Source organism: Rhodococcus sp. USK13 (assembly GCF_018343855.1).
GTDB classification, from domain to species: Bacteria; Actinomycetota; Actinomycetes; order Mycobacteriales; family Mycobacteriaceae; genus Rhodococcus_F; species Rhodococcus_F oxybenzonivorans.
In genome coordinates this window covers 2,942,835-2,960,206 of record NZ_CP069242.1, presented here as the reverse complement: position 1 = coordinate 2,960,206, position 17,372 = coordinate 2,942,835, and the positions used below count along the sequence as shown (strand labels likewise).

17 protein-coding genes are annotated in these 17,372 nt (G+C 66.7%); 6 read left to right on the top strand and 11 right to left on the bottom strand.

Annotation, left to right across the window (positions count from 1 at the left end; genetic code table 11):
- Window positions 1-271: 271 nt before the first annotated feature.
- Together glyA and JQT59_RS16240 are read right to left on the bottom strand one after the other, a co-directional pair.
- Complete coding sequence (gene glyA / locus JQT59_RS16245; protein WP_213576961.1) at window positions 272-1,567, bottom strand: serine hydroxymethyltransferase; 1,296 nt, start codon at window positions 1,565-1,567, stop codon at window positions 272-274.
- Window positions 1,568-1,647: 80 nt separating this feature from the next.
- The gene (locus JQT59_RS16240) at window positions 1,648-2,853 is read right to left on the bottom strand and encodes a DUF885 domain-containing protein (protein ID WP_213576960.1); all 1,206 of its coding nucleotides are present in this window, start codon (window positions 2,851-2,853) and stop codon (window positions 1,648-1,650) included.
- A gap of 169 nt (window positions 2,854-3,022) precedes the next feature.
- Between JQT59_RS16240 and coaA the strand changes: the two genes are divergently transcribed.
- Complete coding sequence (coaA, locus tag JQT59_RS16235; RefSeq protein ID WP_213576959.1) at window positions 3,023-3,955, top strand: type I pantothenate kinase; 933 nt, start codon at window positions 3,023-3,025, stop codon at window positions 3,953-3,955.
- A gap of 12 nt (window positions 3,956-3,967) precedes the next feature.
- Here coaA and JQT59_RS16230 read toward each other — a convergent pair whose 3' ends face one another.
- The gene (locus JQT59_RS16230; protein ID WP_159925226.1) at window positions 3,968-4,735 is read right to left on the bottom strand and encodes an isoprenyl transferase; all 768 of its coding nucleotides are present in this window, start codon (window positions 4,733-4,735) and stop codon (window positions 3,968-3,970) included.
- 161 nt (window positions 4,736-4,896) lie between these two features.
- On the opposite strand from JQT59_RS16230, the gene trhA reads away from it, so the two are divergent.
- Entirely contained in the window at window positions 4,897-5,568 is a 672-nt protein-coding gene (trhA, locus tag JQT59_RS16225; protein ID WP_213576958.1) for a PAQR family membrane homeostasis protein TrhA, read from the top strand.
- Here trhA and JQT59_RS16220 read toward each other — a convergent pair whose 3' ends face one another.
- From JQT59_RS16220 to mca, 3 genes are read right to left on the bottom strand one after another with little or no spacing between them, the layout of a single operon-like run.
- Window positions 5,569-7,584, bottom strand: coding sequence for a thioredoxin domain-containing protein (locus JQT59_RS16220; RefSeq protein ID WP_213576957.1), 2,016 nt, complete (start codon window positions 7,582-7,584; stop codon window positions 5,569-5,571).
- Window positions 7,585-7,601: 17 nt separating this feature from the next.
- Window positions 7,602-7,919, bottom strand: a complete 318-nt coding sequence (locus JQT59_RS16215) for a hypothetical protein (protein ID WP_284708783.1) — start codon at window positions 7,917-7,919, stop codon at window positions 7,602-7,604.
- Window positions 7,919-8,797, bottom strand: coding sequence for a mycothiol conjugate amidase Mca (gene mca, locus JQT59_RS16210; protein ID WP_109335268.1), 879 nt, complete (start codon window positions 8,795-8,797; stop codon window positions 7,919-7,921). The genes JQT59_RS16215 and mca overlap by 1 nt, the downstream gene beginning before the upstream one ends.
- Window positions 8,798-8,990: 193 nt before the next feature.
- Here mca and JQT59_RS16205 point away from each other — a divergent pair, with 193 nt between their 5' ends.
- Both JQT59_RS16205 and greA read left to right on the top strand, forming a co-directional pair.
- Window positions 8,991-9,416: a DUF4307 domain-containing protein gene (locus JQT59_RS16205; RefSeq protein WP_109332242.1), complete on the top strand. Its 426-nt coding sequence runs from the start codon at window positions 8,991-8,993 to the stop codon at window positions 9,414-9,416.
- 227 nt (window positions 9,417-9,643) lie between these two features.
- Window positions 9,644-10,138, top strand: coding sequence for a transcription elongation factor GreA (greA, locus tag JQT59_RS16200; RefSeq protein ID WP_005238978.1), 495 nt, complete (start codon window positions 9,644-9,646; stop codon window positions 10,136-10,138).
- A 75-nt stretch (window positions 10,139-10,213) separates the two neighbouring features.
- Here greA and JQT59_RS16195 read toward each other — a convergent pair whose 3' ends face one another.
- On the bottom strand, window positions 10,214-11,578 hold the full coding sequence (locus JQT59_RS16195; RefSeq protein ID WP_213576956.1) for a C40 family peptidase: 1,365 nt from the start codon (window positions 11,576-11,578) through the stop codon (window positions 10,214-10,216).
- A 254-nt stretch (window positions 11,579-11,832) separates the two neighbouring features.
- On the opposite strand from JQT59_RS16195, the gene JQT59_RS16190 reads away from it, so the two are divergent.
- Together JQT59_RS16190 and JQT59_RS16185 are read left to right on the top strand one after the other, a co-directional pair.
- Window positions 11,833-12,024: a hypothetical protein gene (locus JQT59_RS16190; protein WP_109332244.1), complete on the top strand. Its 192-nt coding sequence runs from the start codon at window positions 11,833-11,835 to the stop codon at window positions 12,022-12,024.
- 22 nt (window positions 12,025-12,046) lie between these two features.
- Entirely contained in the window at window positions 12,047-12,814 is a 768-nt protein-coding gene (locus JQT59_RS16185) for an FAD:protein FMN transferase (RefSeq protein WP_213576955.1), read from the top strand.
- A gap of 8 nt (window positions 12,815-12,822) precedes the next feature.
- On the opposite strand, the gene ilvA is transcribed toward JQT59_RS16185, so the two are convergent.
- The 4 genes from ilvA to JQT59_RS16165 all read right to left on the bottom strand — a co-directional run bounded on the left by ilvA (window position 12,823) and on the right by JQT59_RS16165 (window position 17,297).
- Window positions 12,823-14,055, bottom strand: coding sequence for a threonine ammonia-lyase (ilvA, locus tag JQT59_RS16180; RefSeq protein WP_213576954.1), 1,233 nt, complete (start codon window positions 14,053-14,055; stop codon window positions 12,823-12,825).
- Window positions 14,056-14,127: 72 nt separating this feature from the next.
- Window positions 14,128-15,300 carry a cystathionine gamma-synthase gene (locus JQT59_RS16175; protein WP_109332247.1) on the bottom strand — a complete coding sequence of 391 codons (1,173 nt, stop codon included), beginning with the start codon at window positions 15,298-15,300 and terminating at the stop codon, window positions 14,128-14,130.
- 21 nt (window positions 15,301-15,321) lie between these two features.
- Window positions 15,322-15,843, bottom strand: a complete 522-nt coding sequence (locus JQT59_RS16170) for a hypothetical protein (RefSeq protein WP_213576953.1) — start codon at window positions 15,841-15,843, stop codon at window positions 15,322-15,324.
- A 68-nt stretch (window positions 15,844-15,911) separates the two neighbouring features.
- Window positions 15,912-17,297: a cystathionine beta-synthase gene (locus tag JQT59_RS16165; RefSeq protein ID WP_109332248.1), complete on the bottom strand. Its 1,386-nt coding sequence runs from the start codon at window positions 17,295-17,297 to the stop codon at window positions 15,912-15,914.
- Window positions 17,298-17,372 lie beyond the last annotated feature (75 nt).

Here is a 17,372-nt window from a genome sequence, read left to right as displayed (position 1 = left end):
GCTGGACCGGTCCGTCCCTGGTGTGTCAAACCACACGAGGGCCGGGCGCCGGCCCCCTCGTACTGAATGTTCCAGTCACGATCAGGACCTCCCGTACAAGCAACTTCCCCGCTGCCTGTTACTTCCGACGGTACTGCCAAACACGCCGGACGGCCGTGCGAGCGGCGGGCGTGTCGGTGAACATCGGGTTACGCGGAGAAGGCGCCTGCGGCGCCCGTGAGTGGTTGACGAGTCCCTGCACTCGCAGACCACGCACGGGCGGCAGAGCCGCCTAGATGAGGCGCCAGTCCTCGAGGCCCTCGTACAGCGGGAAGTCGGCGGCCAGCTTGGTCACGCGGTCGCGCAGTGACTCGACGTCGGACGAACCGGCCAGAGCGGTACCGATGATGTCGGCGACCTCGGTGAACTGCTCGTCACCGAACCCGCGGGACGCGAGCGCGGCGGTGCCGATGCGCAGCCCGGAGGTGACCATCGGCGGGCGGGGATCGAACGGCACTGCGTTGCGGTTGACGGTGATGCCCACCTCGTGGAGAAGGTCTTCACCCTGCTGGCCGTCGAGCTGCGAATTGCGGAGGTCGACCAGCACGAGATGCACGTCGGTGCCGCCGGTGAGGACGCTGACACCCTTGCCGGACACGTCGGAGGCCGTCAGGCGCTCGGCGAGGATCTTCGCGCCGGTCAGTGTGCGCTGCTGACGGTCCTTGAACTCGTCGGTGCCGGCGATCTTCAGCGACACGGCCTTGGCGGCGATGGCGTGCATGAGCGGTCCACCCTGTTGTCCGGGGAAGACGGCCGAGTTGAGCTTCTTCGCCCATTCCTGCTTGGCGAGAATCAGGCCGGAGCGGGGACCACCGAGGGTCTTGTGGACGGTGCTCGACACGACGTCGGCATAGGGGACGGGCGACGGGTGCAATCCGGCCGCCACCAGGCCGGCGAAGTGCGCCATGTCGACCCACAGGTATGCACCGACCTCGTCGGCGATGGACCGGAATGCCGCGAAGTCCTGGTGACGCGGGTAGGCGGACCAGCCGGCGACGATCACCTTCGGCTGCGCGGCGACAGCGACCTTGCGGACCTCGTCCATGTCGATACGGTGGTCTTCCTTGCTGACCCCGTACGACTCGACCTCGTAGAGCTTGCCGGAGAAGTTCAGCTTCATGCCGTGCGTGAGGTGGCCGCCGTGTGCCAGGTCGAGGCCGAGGAGCTTCTCACCCGGGTTCATCAGCGCCATCAGAACGGCGGCGTTGGCCTGCGCGCCCGAGTGCGGCTGGACGTTCGCGAAGTCGGCGCCGAACAGTTCCTTGGCACGAGTACGCGCGAGGTCCTCGATGACGTCGACGTGCTCGCAGCCACCGTAGTAACGGCGACCCGGGTATCCCTCGGCATACTTGTTGGTCAGCACGCTGCCCTGAGCCTGCAACACCGCGCGGGGGACGAAGTTCTCCGAGGCGATCATTTCCAGGGTGTCGCGCTGACGGGCGAGCTCACCAGCCATGGCCTGGGCGACTTCGGGGTCGAGTTCGGCGAGGGGGGCCGTGTTGACGTCGGTACCGGGCACAGCGGTCATCGAGGAATCTCCAAGCTGGATGCGGAAACGAATGCCCCCAGTCTACGAAGAACCTGTGCGTACTTGATAACCGCCCAGTGTTAAGAAGTACTCACGGGGCGGAGGGCACTGGGAACGAGAGGTTCGTCGAGGAGCCGACGAAAGCGTTCCGACCGCTCCGCGCCCACCGGGACCTCCGCCAGCCAGCCGCCGAGCAGGCGGTATCCCTCGACGTAGGTGCTGGTGTAGGCCCGCCACAGGGGCGAGGACAGGAAGCGCAGTGACTGCCGCGCCCGCTCGGGGGTCGAGAGGCTCCACCGTTGCAGGAACAGGGCGACGTCGTCCGCGCTGCGACGCTCGTCGTGCAGCATCAGCGCAGCGTCCTGGCGGACACCGAGCAGCTGACCGGACGCCGCCGACAGACGCTGCGCCTGCTCACCGTCGAATCGCAGTCCGAGGTCTGCGTAGATTTCCTGCGCCCACAGACCCCAGTTCTCGCCGACGATGGATTCGAGCGCGAGGTCGGCAAGACCCTCGGCCATGAGGCATTGCGGGGTGTTGACGAGAAACAGCGTCTGTTCCAGCTGCCCCGCGCCGACGAGCCCGGCTTCCTTACGGCAGTGCTCGGTGTGATGACCCGGGTACGACTCGTGCGCGATGAGCCGGGGCAGATTTGCCATGTGCTGTTTCAGGTCGGAGTTGATGGCGACCGTGGAGCGGTAGTTTCCGAGGTAGTAGTTGAACCCCGACCACGGCTTGTCCCCGACCACCTCGTACTCGACGACCTCGGCGTCGGGCAGGGCGTAGTGCTCGCGCACCAGGTCGCGCAGGGCGCTCGAGAAGGCGTCGACGCAGTCCTTCAACCGGTCGGCCGGTATCTCGTCGGCGGCGCGGTGGGCATGGACCCGCTCGGTGAGTGTGCCGGTTCCGGGCAGCACGGCGTCCATCTTGCGGTGCGCCTCCCGGTACTGGTCCTCGTCGCCGCGTGCGATGCGAACGTCGAAATAGGCTTCCACCTCGTTGATGAATCCGACGTCGTCTCCGGCGAACTTCCGTCCCGAGCATTCGAGTGCCCGCAAATGGACGTCGAGGAACCGCGTCCGCTCCTCCGACAGACCCGCGGACGGCAATTCCGCACGCAGCGTTGCCGCTGTGCGTGCCAGATCCCGCGGGTCCGGCCGCGGCGCGTTCTCGACCTTCCGGCGCAGCGCCGGGTCGCCGGTGTACGCATCGACGAATCCCTCTTCGAGCCGATCGAATCCCAGCCCGAGCAGCAGATATTCGCGAACCAACGAATCCGATTCCATGTCGATCGACCTTAGTCGGACAACCGTGTGCGTGACCCGCCGACAGCTCAGCCTGTGGCACCAAGCACAATCCGACTATGCAACCGCTACTCGCCAGCGCGACGACGACGGCCGAGATTCCGGGCGTGGACGGCTCACTCCCCCAGCCGCTCGAGTGTGAGCGGAACTGATGGCCCGGGCAAGCGAATCAAGCCCGTACGTCGAATTCGACCGGAAGCAGTGGCGCACGCTGCGTAAGTCGACTCCGCTGGTGTTGACCGAGGAGGAGCTGTACGGGCTCCGTGGCCTCGGCGAGCAGATCGACCTCGAAGAGGTCGCGGAGGTGTATCTTCCGCTTTCCCGTCTGATCCACCTGCAGGTGGCCGCACGACAGCGGTTGTTCGCGGCGACCGCGACGTTCCTCGGTGAGAAGCATCCGGATCAGCAGGTGCCGTTCGTCATCGGCGTCGCGGGAAGTGTCGCGGTCGGCAAGTCGACCACGGCGCGTGTCCTGCAAGCACTGCTCGCCCGCTGGGAACATCACCCCCGCGTCGACCTGGTGACGACGGACGGCTTCTTGTACTCCACCGACGAGCTGAACCGGCGCGGGATCATGCACCGCAAGGGTTTTCCGGAGAGTTACGACCGGCGCAAGCTGCTGCGGTTCGTCACCGAAGTGAAGTCGGGCGCCGAGGAAGTAGCCGCACCGGTCTATTCGCACATCTCGTACGACATCATCCCCGGCCAGTACCACCTGGTGCGCCAGCCGGACATCCTCATCATCGAGGGATTGAACGTCCTGCAGACCGGTCCGCGCCTCATGGTCTCGGATCTGTTCGACTTCTCCATCTACGTCGATGCCCGCATCGAGGACATCGAGGCGTGGTACATCCAGCGCTTCCTGGCCCTGCGCCAGACGTCGTTCGCTGATCCGAACGCCCACTTCCACCACTACGCGAACCTGTCGGACCGCGACGCCACCTCTGCCGCTCAGGAAATCTGGCACAACATCAACCGACCGAACCTGGTGGAGAACATTCTGCCGACGCGCCCCCGCGCCACCCTCGTGCTGCGCAAGGACGCCAATCACTCGATCAACCGGCTGCGTCTGCGCAAGCTGTAACCGGGTGGTCGCTCAGACGCCGAATCTGCGATGCCGGGCTGCGTAGTCGCGCAGCGCGCGCAGGAAGTCGACCCGACGGAACTCGGGCCAGTACGCCTCGGTGAACCAGATCTCGGAGTAGGCGCTCTGCCACAACAGGAATCCCGACAGCCGCTGTTCTCCTGACGTACGAATCACGAGGTCGGGGTCCGGTTGACCCGACGTATAGAGATGCCCGCCGATGCCGTCGACTGTGATCGACTTCACCAACTCGTCGCCCGACAACCCGGCGAGGAGCTTCTCGCAGAGCAGCGACTGCACGGCGTCGGCGATCTCCTGCCGGCCGCCGTAGCCGACGGCGACGTTCACATGGGTGCCGGTTCGGCCTTCGGTCCGCTCCGCCGCCTCCCGTAAGCGGCGCGACTGCTCGGCGGGCAGCAGATCCAGCGCACCGACGATCTTCACACTCCAGTTCTTGTCCGGTCCGGAGATCTCTTCGACGACATCGGTGATGATCTCGAGAAGAGTGTCCAGTTCCTCCGCGTCCCGGCGCAGATTCTCGGTCGAGAGGAGATAGATGGTGGCCATCTCGATCCCGGCCGCATCACACCACCCCAGCATCTCCGAGATTTTGAGGGCACCCATCCGGTGTCCGTGGCTGACGTCGGTGAAGCCGTTCTCCCGGGCCCACCGCCGGTTCCCGTCGCACATCACCGCTATGTGCCGAGGGTGCTGCAAACCTTCGAGCCGCGCGAGCAACCGTCGCTCGTAGATGCTGTACAGCAGTCCTCGCACACTCACCGGGAGATCACCATGACAGCCAAGAGTACGCCGCTGCCGATCGCGATTCGCGATGGCGGTCACACGTAGTGCACCGTGGTCCTACCGACGGGTACGCTCTCCCCACAAGCGAACCTACGGTTCCGTAGGTTCGAGTCGCGAACAGCGAGAAGGGGTGTCCTGTGACAGCTTTCGGACTCGACGAGCTCCCGGTCAAGCCGCGTCTGCGGGGGTGGATTCACCTGTGGGCGTTCGGTATCTCGGTCATCGCCGGGCTGGTCCTCGTCCTCGTGTCCGGACTCCGAGTGTCAGCGGAAGCGGCCGTCGCCACAGCGGTCTACAGCGTCACCGTGTGCGGCGTATTCGGGGTCAGCGCAACGTATCACCGCGTGCACTGGAAGACCACGTCCGCCCGCACGTGGATGAAGCGGGCGGATCACTCGATGATCTTCCTGTTCATCGCCGGCAGTTATACACCGTTCGGGCTGCTGGGCCTGCCCTCGACCACCGGGCGCACACTGCTGATCGTCGTCTGGGCCGGTGCCTTCGCCGGCGTCGCCCTGAAGATGCTGTGGCCGACGGCGCCGCGGTGGGTCGGTGTTCCGCTCTACCTGCTCCTCGGCTGGGCGATCGTTCCGGTGGCGCCGGAGCTGACCTCCGAGGTCGGGGTCCTGCCCATGGTGTTGCTGCTCATCGGCGGCATTCTCTATTCGGTGGGTGCCGTGTTGTATGCCACGAAGTGGCCGAATCCCTGGCCGGCCACCTTCGGACATCACGAGTTCTTCCATGCCGCCACGGTGATCGCGGCGTTGTGCCACTACATCGCCGTCTGGCTGGTCGTGTTCGGACAGTAATTACCGGCTCAGCGCCTCGGCCAAGTCGCCGATGGTCGACACCGGACGATCACAGACGAATCCGCGGCACACATACGCGGCCGAATCGCCCCCCACCAGCGGCCGGTCCGCAAGCAGCGGCGACGAACCCGGCTCGCCTCCGACCACCACCGCACCACCCGGAGCGAGTCGGCGAGCAGCGTCGAGCAGCCCGGTCTCGCCGTTCGTTGCCACCGCCACCTGGATCGGCCCGCGCACCGACGCCTCGGCCACGGCGAGCCAGTGTCCCGCCGACCTGGGTGCCCGTTCGAGGAGCAGGGCCACTCGGTCGAGTGACGCGGCGGCCGCGGCGGCGTACCGGGCCGAGGTGCCCGCCTCCGCCACTGCCGCTGCGGTGAGCAGGGCCTCGGCCAGGCACGAGGCACCGGACGGGGTGGCGCCGTCGACCGGGTCGCGCGGACGGGTCACCAGGACTTCCGCATCATCCGCCGTGTCGAACCAGCTGCCGGGCTGCTCGGCGTCCGCGAAGTGCCGCAAGGCGCGCGCCAGCAGGGCCTCGGCGGGTTCGAGCCATTCGGCGTCGCCGGTCGCCTGGAACAACGCGAGGAGTCCGGTGGCGAGGCACGCATAGTCCTCCAGAATTCCCACGGGTTCGCCCACCACCGACCCCAGGGAGGCGCGGCGCAGGCGGCCGTCGACAAGGTGCAGGCCCAGCACCGTCCGGGCACACTCGGCGGCCGCGGAGATCCACTCCGGCCTGCCGAGTCCGGCACCGGCCTCGGCCAGCGCCGTGATGGTCATCCCATTCCAGGCGGTGACCACTTTGTCGTCCCGGCCGGGCTGCGGCCGGGTCGCACGGTGAGCGAAGAGAGCGTTCCGCACGCGACCCCACCGCTCCCAGTCGTCCGGATCCTCGAGGAGTTGCAGCACCGACGCGCCTTTTTCGAAAGTTCCCTCCGGCGTCACGGTCAGCAGGTGCGACGCCCACTCGCCGTCCTCGGCGCCCAGCACGTCGACGAGCTGTGCAGGTGTCCACACATAGGTCAGGCCCTCGACGCCGGCCGTGTCGGCGTCGAGCGCAGACGCGAACGAGCCGTTCTCCGTACGCAGGTCGCGAAGCAGGAACTGCGCGGTTTCCTCGGTGACGCGGACCGCCAGCTCCGAACCCGTTCGCCGACCGAGATGGGCGTACACGCGCAGAAGCTGGGCGTTGTCGTAGAGCATCTTCTCGAAGTGCGGCACGACCCACTCGGCGTCGACCGAGTAGCGGGCAAAACCGCCGCCCAGCTGGTCGTAGATCCCGCCCCGCGCCATCGCGGACGCCGTGCGCTCCACCGTCTCGAGCACCTTCGCGTTCCCGGAACGCTCGTAGGTGCGCAGCAGACCCTCCAGCAACGCAGACGGCGGAAACTTGGGCGCACCTCCGAACCCGCCCCGTGGAATGTCCTCGTCCTTCAACACGGCAGCAGCAGCCGCGTCGAGAAGCGCAGCATTCACCGCGACATCCGCAGTAGGTATGCCGTCGGCTCCGCGGCGCAGTTCCGCCGCCACCGACTCCGCGGCATTGTCGACGTCGCTGCGCCGGTCCCGCCACGTGTCGGCGATGGCGCCGAGCAGCTGGGTGAAGGACGGCATTCCGCCGCGTGGCGCGGGCGGGTAGTAGGTCCCGCAGTAGAACGGTGCACCGTCGGGAGTGAGGAAGCACGTCATCGGCCAACCGCCCTGGCCCGTCATCGCCACGGTGGCGTTCATGTACACGGCGTCGAGGTCGGGACGCTCTTCCCGGTCGACCTTGATGCACACGAAGTGCTCGTTCATCAGCGACGCGACCGCGTCGTCCTCGAACGACTCGTGCGCCATCACATGACACCAGTGGCACGCGGAGTACCCGATCGACAGCAGAATCGGCACATCACGTTCACGCGCCCACTCGATGGCCTCCGGCCCCCACTGCTGCCAATGGACCGGGTTGTCGGCGTGCTGCCGCAGATAGGGACTGGTGGACCCGCCGAGTGTGTTGCGTGCGCGTGGGTCCATGTCCAGCTCCTCTTCGACTACTGCTGCAGCTTCGGTGGATTGTCGGTGGGACCGGAGGGTCCGCTCGTGGTCCCGTTGTCCCCGTGCAGTGCGCCGCGGTCGGTGCCCTCGTCGGCTTCCTGGTCGGGTTCGGGATGGTCCGGTTCGAAGGTCTCGGGGAGATTCTTCAGCTGCTTGTTCATCGAGCGCACCAGTAGCACCACTCCCGCGAGCAGAGCGAGAATGACCACCAGTCCGATAGGCGAGGCCTTACCGAACTCGGGGCCGGAGGGCGTGCTGGGCGTCTGCGCCAGCAGTTCCACCGTCCCGGCGACGACACCGAGCGTCAATGACATCACTGCGACTCGTCCGGGTGAACGCCGGCGAACAGGTCGTTCTCCGGAATGGAGGTGGTGACCCGGGTCTTGGCGAGTTCGAATTCCTCGGTGGGCCAGATCTTCTGCTGGATTTCCAGCGGAACAGCGAAGAACGAACCGTTGGGGTCGATCTGGGTGGCGTGGGCGCGCAGGGCGTCGTCGCGCTGCGGGAAGTAGTCGCCGCAGGTGATCTGCGTGGTGACCCGCGCCATCAGATCACCCTGCTCGGTCTTCCACTTCTTGAGCCACTCCGCCATCGGGAATTCTTCACCGCGGCGTTCGTACTCCTCCTGGAACTGCAGGAGACGTTTACGGATGAACCCGTGCGAGTAGTAGACCTTCTGCACTTTCCACGGCTCGCCCGCGTCGGGGAACTGCTGCGGATCAGCGGCCGCCTCGTAGGCGGCCATCGACACCTCGTGGCAGCGGATGTGATCGGGATGCGGATAACCGCCGTTCTCGTCGTACGTCGTCATGACGTGGGGACGGAATTCGCGGATGGCCCGGACCAGAGCTTCGGTGGCCACCTCGAGCGGCACCAGCGCAAAGCACCCCTCCGGCAGCGGCGGCAGCGGGTCACCCTCGGGCAGTCCCGAGTCGACGAATCCCAGCCACTGGTGCTGGACACCGAGGATGCGGGCGGCCTCGGCCATCTCCTCGATGCGGACCTCGTGGATGCGGTCTCGCACGCCGGGCACGTCCATCGCCGGATTGAGGATGTCGCCGCGTTCACCCCCGGTCAACGTCACCACCCGCACTTCGTTGCCCTCGGCGGCGTAACGGGCCGTCGTCGCCGCACCCTTGCTCGACTCGTCGTCGGGATGGGCATGGACGGCCATGAGACGGAATCCGCTCACGTATTCGTTCACCTCAACTTCGCCAGTAGCCGTTGCCGGCTTGTTCGTGTCGTACGCTCTTCGTCCTCCGCCATCGCTTGACGGCGCACCGACGCACATCCTCTATAGTTCCACCCGATAGTTCCGCTTGCAGCCGTGACCCCGCTCGAGTGCTGGAAGCAGTGAGGAACTGGAGCGGTGTGAGAGCAGAGTGATGACGAGAACGCTTCCCCCCGGCCGATACACAGGTGCAGCGAAGCCTGCACGGCCGAGGCGCTGGATCGCGTGGGCGCTCGGCGCGGTCGTCGTGGTGCTCGGGGTGATCGTGGCATTCTCGGCCTACGACAGGTTCACGATTTCCGACATCGACAGCGAAGCCACATCATTCGATCTTGTCGACGACTCGCGGCTCGATATCACCTTCACCGTCACCCGTGACGACCCTTCACGCCCGGGGGTGTGCATCGTGCGTGCACGCTCCAAGGACGGATCCGAGACGGGACGGCGCGAGGTCTACATCGCCGGAGGGCCGCATCAGACGGTGAAGATCACGGCCCCTGTCTACACGTCCGAGCCGCCGGCCATGGGCGATGTGTACGGGTGCAGCCTGGACGTTCCGGCGTATCTCACCGGCGGCTGACCAGCCGCTCCCCGAGCGACCGTTCGGGTTCTCCGCGGGTTCCGACCGCCGATCGTGCTAGAATCGGCTGATACACGGTTCCGGTTTGGAACCGTGTATTGCTGCATTGGCGGCAAGGTGGATCTGCGTTCGGCCCCGGCCGGCTGATCCGCCGAGCCGTTGATCACTGCTGTTGCAGTGGTCTGTCGAGGGAGCCCGGGGGCTCCAACTACGAGGGAGTGATCGAGATGACCGAGACCCAGGTGACCTGGCTGACCCAGGAGTCACATGACAGGCTCAAGAGCGAACTCGACCAACTCATTGCCAATCGACCCGTCATCGCCGCCGAGATCAACGAGCGACGCGAAGAGGGCGATCTCAAGGAGAACGGTGGCTACCACGCGGCCCGCGAAGAGCAGGGCCAGCAGGAGGCTCGTATCCGCCAGCTCCAGGAGTTGTTGAACAGCGCGAAGGTCGGCGAGGCACCCACCCAGTCCGGCGTGGCGTTGCCCGGCTCGGTGGTGAAGGTCTACTACGACGGCGACGAGAAGGACACCGAGACGTTCCTCATCGCCACCCGCGAAGAGGGCGCACGCGACAACAAGCTCGAGGTCTACTCCCCCAACTCACCGTTGGGTGGGGCACTGCTCGAGGCGAAGGTCGGCGAGACGCGCGAGTACACGCTGCCGAACGGCAGCAGCATGAAGGTGACGCTCGTCAGCGCTGAGCCTTACCACAGCTGATATCGGCTCTGCTTTACAGAACTCCGGTCCGGGCGATGCGCCCGAACCGGAGTTTTTTTGTGGTGCAGTTCGCACTCAGATGATTCTGCGGGCCTTCATGCCGGAGAACACCGCACCGATGCGCACTACGTCACCCGTGGTGGGTGCGTGGAGCATCTGGCCGTTTCCGACATAGATCGCCACGTGCCCGGGACCACCCGACTGCCAGTTTCCGAAGAGCAGGTCGCCCGGTTTCGCCTCCGAGAGCGGGATCTCGACGCCGACGCGCCACTGAGTCTCCGAGGTCCGGGGCAGTTTGATGCCGGTAGCGGCGTAGACGGCGAACGAGGTGAGGCCGGAGCAGTCGAATCCCCCGCCGGACGGTCCGTTGATGTTGCCGCCGCCCCACACATACGGCAGGCCGATGAACCTCATCGCCATCTCGACCACCCGGCTCGGCTCCCCGGCGCCGACGCCGTAGAAGAACGGCGACAACATCCGGGCGAACGATTCTTCGAGCGACCGGATCCGTGCCACATACGGCTGGGTTTCGTGGACGTAGTCCGGTTTTCCGGCGGGCATCCCGCCCGACGTGCGCACCGCACCCGCACCGGCGTTGTAGGCCGCAAGGGTGAGGTCGAGGGTGTCACCCTTGACCACGCCTTGCTTCTTCCAGGCGTCGATCTGCGCGTGGAGGTCGCACAGCATCTGGCCGGAGGCCATCATCGGGTCGGCGACGCCGTTGATGTCCACCTTGCCGTCGCCGTCCGCGTCCTTGCCGTATTTGGCCCAGGTGCCGGGCAGAAATTGACCGGGTCCGCGGGCACCCGCCCTCGACACCGGCGAGGCCGCCCCATATCTGAAGCCGTTCTCGACCGAGTACAGAGCGGCCAGGGTCGGCGGTTTGATTCCTTCACACAACGAGCCGGCCTTGCGGATCCAGGGGGCGAACACGGCGATGGCCCCGATCGGGGCCAGTGAGACCCCGGGAAATCCGGCAGGCACCGAGGGAATCAAGGATCCGAGGCCGCTGATGATGGCGGGGACGCCGGGGACGGCGGCCAGCCCACCGATCATGGTTTGTGCACCCGAGGCCATCGGCGCCGGGGGCTGGTCGAGCGGACTGTCGGGGAGGACGAGTGCCTGCTCGGGTCCAGGGACCTGCGGGGGCGGCGCCGGCGGTGCGTCTGCAGCAGGCGGCGCCGGAATATAGGGATCGGTCGCCTGCTTCACCACCTCGGATGCGTCGGTGACCATTTGCTCGGCTTGCAGTCGTGCTGGTTCCGGGAGAGCCGAAATGGCGTCGTTCACCTGTTTCTGAACGTCGGGAGAAGCTTGCTCTACAACTTGGATTGCTTCCGCCGCTTGGTCTTTCACTGGCTGCGGTATGTCTGCTCCTTGAACCATTGCCCCCGCTGCTGTGGTGATCGCCACGATGATCGCCGCTGCATCAACTGACATACGTGCGCTCCTCCTCCTCGGTATGCCGAACCGAGTAGGTTCACGTTACGACGGGGTACAGCGGGCGCGGGCCGAATTCGGCAGCTTGGGCAGCAGCCATTTCGTGCGGTGAGCAGGCTTCGGGCCGTCGCACACGACCGTGCGTGCGTGTTTCCACCCGGCCCGACTGCACTCCACCCCTCTGAGCCGGCCTCGCATCGCTCTCCGAACTGATTCCCAGGTTGCTCACAGGTTCGTCGTGGAAGGTGGTGGACATGAGTGAAGATCGACGGAATGCCCGCCTGCTTCCCGTTCGGCGTGCGCTCGCCGCAGCCGGGATCGCCGGGTTGGTCGCCGGTGGCGGCATCGCGGCTGCCGCGGACGCCTCTTCACCCGACGCGGCCGTCGCCGCTCCCCTCGTCTCGGCAGGCTCCGGAACACCGGATGCGGTGTCGAGCGGATTCTGAAGACGCGGGGAGTAACCACAGCATGACCGGTGCGCGTAGCGCGACCGAATGGTCGACGTGGGGTGGGCACGTACGTGTCGTCGTCACCGACCCGGCCGCTCTCGATTCGGCTGCCAACCTGGTGCGCGGCTATCTCGCGGCAGCAGACGCCGCGGTCAATCGCGAGCGATCCGACGCCGAGATCCACTCTCTCCGGCACGGGAAGAACACCGTGACCCCACTGTTCGCCCGATTCATCGCCGATGCACTGTCTGCGGCACGGATCACGGACGGAAAGCTCGACCCCACGTCGGGATCCACCACCCACTCCTGGCGCACGGTCGGGGTCGACGGAACCGAGGTGACGCTGCCCGAGGGAGCGCAGCTCGATCTCACGGCCACCGCTCGCGCGAGCTCGGCAGACCACTGCGCCTCGACCACCGCCGAACTCCTCGGCTGCGGCGTGCTGGTGGCCCTGGGCGGCGACATCGCCACCGCCGGACCCACGCCGCCGGATGGGTGGCAGATACAGGTGCAGGACCTGCCGGGCGACCCCACCTGCCAGGTGTCGATTCCGTCGGATGCAGGCGTGGCGACCGCCAGCACCGTGAAACCCCTGCGTCCCGACCCGATGGCGTTGTGGCGCACAGTGTCCGTGGTGGCCGACTGCTGCACCACCGCCCACGCAACCAGTACGGCGGCGGTCGCGATGGGCGGCGGCGCCGTCAGCTGGCTCGCCGAACTGAAGCTACCCGCGCGACTGGTGGATCAGGAGTTCCGGGTGAGCACCCTCAATGGATGGCCACACTAGCGGGGCGCTCAGTGCTGCAGCCGAACGGCGTATCCGGCGGCGTCGAGCGCGTCGAGCAGATCCTGGCGATGTCCCGGGCCACGGGTCTCTACGGTGAGGAAGACCTCCACCTCGTCCAGTGCGAGTGAGCCACCGGTCCGGGAGTGAACAACGTCGACCACGCTGGCCCCGTTCCCGCTGACCACTTCGAGGAGGCCGACCAAACCACCCGGTCGGTCCGGAATGGTCACGTGCACACCAAGATAGCGTCCCGACGCGCGCAACCCGTGGTTGACCACATGGGTCAGCAGTAACGGGTCGACGTTGCCACCCGACAGCACGGCGCAGACCTTTCCGGTGAGGCCGAGCTCGGCCTGGGCGCAACTGATCAGAGCCGCCACCGCCGCGGCGCCGGCGGGTTCGACGATGAGTTTCGCTCGCTCGAGGCACAACAGCAGGGCGCGGGACAACGCGTCCTCGCTCACCGTGACGATGGCATCTACCTGAGTGCCGACGTGCGCGAACGGGACGTCGCCCGGTCGGCCGACCGCAATGCCGTCGGCCATGGTGGACATGTTCGCCAACGGCACGGGACGGCCTTCGGCTAGCGAAGCGGGCCACGCGGCTGCTTGCTCGGCCTGGACGCCGATGATGCGCACGTCGGGACGCAACTCCGACACCGCGGCGGCGATCCCCGCGATGAGGCCACCACCGCCCGTCGGAACGACGATGGTGCCGACGTCCGGCTCCTGCTCTAGAATTTCGAGGCCCACAGTCCCTTGACCTGCCACGATGTCGACGTGGTCGAAGGGGTGAATCAGCACCGCCCCGGTCTCCGCAGCGAATTCCTTCGCCGCCACCAGGGCATCGTCCACGGTGTCACCGGTCAGATGCACGGTCGCGCCATACGCCTTGGTTGCGACGAGTTTCGGTAGGGGTGCGCCCGTCGGCATGAAGACGGTCGACGCGATGCCCAGGTCGGTGGCCGCCCAGGCCACACCCTGGGCGTGATTACCGGCACTCGCGGCGACGACACCACACGCGCGTTCCTCCTCGGCGAGGTTCGCGATCCGGTAATACGCACCACGCGGCTTGAAAGACCCCGTGCGCTGGAGGTTTTCGCACTTGAGCGACACCTCGTGCCCGCATCGCTCGGACAATGCCCTCGATGCGATCACCGGCGTCCGGCGCATCACGGGGGCCAGCAGCCTACGGGCTGCCCTGATCTGTTCGAGCGTGACGGATTCCACGCGGGCCAGCATAGGGCGCTCCGCGCCCCGTGAGTGGTTAAGGAGTCCAGAGACTCGTCAACCACTCACGGGCGGCGAAGCCGCCTACTTCAGCGCCTGCTCGATGTCGCCCACGAGGTCGGCCGCGTCTTCGACGCCGACGGACAGCCGCACGAGGTCGTCCGGGACCTCGAGCAGCGAACCCGCGGTGGAGGCGTGCGTCATCGCACCGGGATGTTCGATGAGCGATTCGACACCACCGAGCGACTCGGCGAGGGTGAAGATCTCGGTTCGCGAGCAGAAGTCCAGCGCCGCCTGCTTGCCGCCGGCGAGCCGGACGGAGATCATGCCGCCGAAACGACGCATCTGCTTCTCGGCGATCTTGTGGCCGCTGTGCGATTCGAGGCCGGGGTAGATGACCTTGGAGACGGCCGGGTGCCCGGTGAGCAACTCCACGACCTTTTCGGCGTTGTCACTGTGCCGCTCCATGCGCAGGGCGAGGGTCTTGATGCCGCGCAGCGTGAGGAAGGCATCGAAGGGACCGGGTACGGCGCCGGCGCCGTTCTGGAGGAACGCGAATGCCGCGTCGAGTTCTTCGTCGTTGGTGACCAGTGCGCCGCCGACGACGTCGGAGTGGCCGCCGATGTATTTAGTGGTCGAGTGCAGGGCGATGTCGGCGCCGAGCTGCAGCGGCTGCTGCAGGTACGGCGACGCGAACGTGTTGTCGACGACGATCTTCGCGTCGGCCGCGTGCGCCACCTCGGTGAGCGCTTCGATGTCACCGATGGTGAGCAACGGGTTGGTGGGGGTCTCGACCCACACCAGTTTGGTGTTCGGCCGGATCGCCTCGCGCACGGCATCCACATCGGACACCGGCACGGGGGTGTATTCGATACCCCACTGGGAGAAGACCTTGTCGATCAGGCGGAACGTGCCACCGTAGGCGTCGTTGGGGATGACGAGGTGGTCGCCCGGGCGGAGAACGGCACGCAGGACACAGTCGGTGGCGGCCATGCCCGAGCCGAAGGCCCGGCCGTACGTGCCCGACTCCAGCGCTGCGAGGTTGGCCTCGAGCGGCCGGCGGGTGGGGTTGCCCGTGCGGGCGTACTCGAACCCGTTACGCATGCCGCCGACGCCGTCCTGTGCGAACGTCGAGCTCGCGTAGATCGGGACGTTGACGGCGCCGGTCTGCGGGTCGGGGTCGAATCCGGCGTGCACGGCCTTCGTGGAGAAACCCTGCCAGCTGATGTTGTCCGCTTTGCTGCGCTGCTCACTCATGTAGGCCAGCGTAGTAGGGACCTAATCTTGCAGATACTTCGCAATCGCGAATGCGACGTCCAGCTTGGTCTCGTCGCTCACGGAGGGGTCGATCGCGTTGACGATGATGCTGTGCGTCGGCGTGAGGAGTGCCATGGCGACGACGTCGAGGACCACGCCGTCCACTGCCGTGGCCCGCGGATCGGGAATCACATTCGTCCCGTTCCTCATCTCCACGATGACCACCGGGTCCGTCGCCTGCGGCTTGACGGACGCCGTGAGGGTGCTCAGCACGTTGGCCGGCCCCTTCGACCACGAGCAGGTGGGATCTGCGGAGCCCGGCAGGACTGCCTCGGTGAGATACGGCCGGTCCGATACCAACGACCCCAGCACCTCCGTCAGGTGGTCGCAGTCGGTCGACCCGGCCACCACCGCCGAGCTGGGTTTCGCTGTCGCCACCGATGCCGGCTGTGCGACGCCGTCGACCGCTTGCCCGCACCCGGCAACCGTCAGTCCGAGGGCGATGATCGGAATTCCCACGACACGACGCAGACGAGCACCCACTGATTTCCCCCCTCGGATGTGGAACGGGCCGCCCGCGTCCGGCGAGCAGCCCGTCCCGATGTCTCGCCCTAGGACCCGGCGCTGAGGAACCCGAGCAGGTCGTGGCGAGTGATGACGCCGGCCGGCTTACCGTCGTCCACCACCATCAGCGCGTCGGTATCCCCCAGTGCCTTCGTCGCGGCCGACACCGGCTCACCCGAACCGATGAGCGGAAAAGGCTTGCTCATGTGCTTCTCGACGGGGTCGGCGAGGTGGGCACGGCCCTCGAACACGGCGCTGAGAAGGTCGCGCTCCGTCACACTTCCCGCGACCTCACCGGCCATGACGGGCGGCTCGGCCCCGACTACGGGCATCTGGGACACCCCGTACTCGCGGAGGATTTCGATGGCGTCGCGCAGCGTCTCGGACGGGTGCGTGTGGACAAGGTCCGGGAGCTCGCCGGACTTGCCGCGCAGCACGTCGCCGACCGTCTTCTCGTCCGGCTTGCCGTCGAGCGGGGTGCGGAGGAAGCCGTAGGAGGCCATCCACTTGTCGTTGAAGATCTTGGACAGGTAGCCGCGTCCGCCGTCGGGAAGGAGAACGACGATCACCGCGTCGGGACCCTCACGCTTGGCGACCTCGAGTGCGGCGACGACGGCCATTCCGCACGATCCGCCGACCAGCAGGCCTTCTTCACGCGCGAGTCGGCGTGTCATCTCGAAGGAGTCGGCATCGGAGACGGCGATGATTTCGTCGGGGATGGACGGGTCGTAGGCGCTCGGCCAGAAGTCCTCGCCGACACCTTCGACCAGGTAGGGACGGCCGGTGCCGCCGGAGTACACGGAGCCCTCGGGGTCGGCGCCGATGATCTTGACCTTCCCGCCCGACACCTCCTTGAGGTAGCGGCCGGTGCCGGTGATGGTGCCGCCGGTGCCGACGCCCGCGACGAAGTGGGTGATCTTTCCGTCGGTGTCGGCCCAGATCTCGGGCCCGGTGGTCTCGTAATGGCTCTGCGGACCGCCCGGGTTGGCGTACTGGTTCGGCTTCCACGCGCCGGGGATGTCGCGGGCGAGGCGGTCGGACACGCTGTAGTAGCTGTCGGGGTGTTCCGGCGCGACCGCGGTCGGGCACACCACTACCTCGGCGCCGTAGGCCTTGAGGACGTTGCGCTTGTCTTCGCCGACCTTGTCGGGGCACACGAACACGCACTTGTACCCACGTTTCTGTGCCACCAGGGCCAGCCCGACGCCGGTGTTGCCGGACGTGGGTTCGACGATGGTTCCGCCCGGCTTCAGCTCGCCCGACGCCTCGGCGGCGTCGATCATCTTGACCGCGATACGGTCCTTCGAGCTTCCGCCGGGGTTCAGGTACTCGAGCTTGGCTGCAACGGTCCCGTGCTCGCCGCCGATAACCGAAGTGAGCTTGACGAGAGGGGTGTTGCCGATCAGGTCGACGACATGTTCCGCGATGCGCATGACTCCATGGTCCCAGATGCGCAGATCGGATGCTCACAGACGTCCGGCACGAGGCATCGGACGCGGCTAGATTGG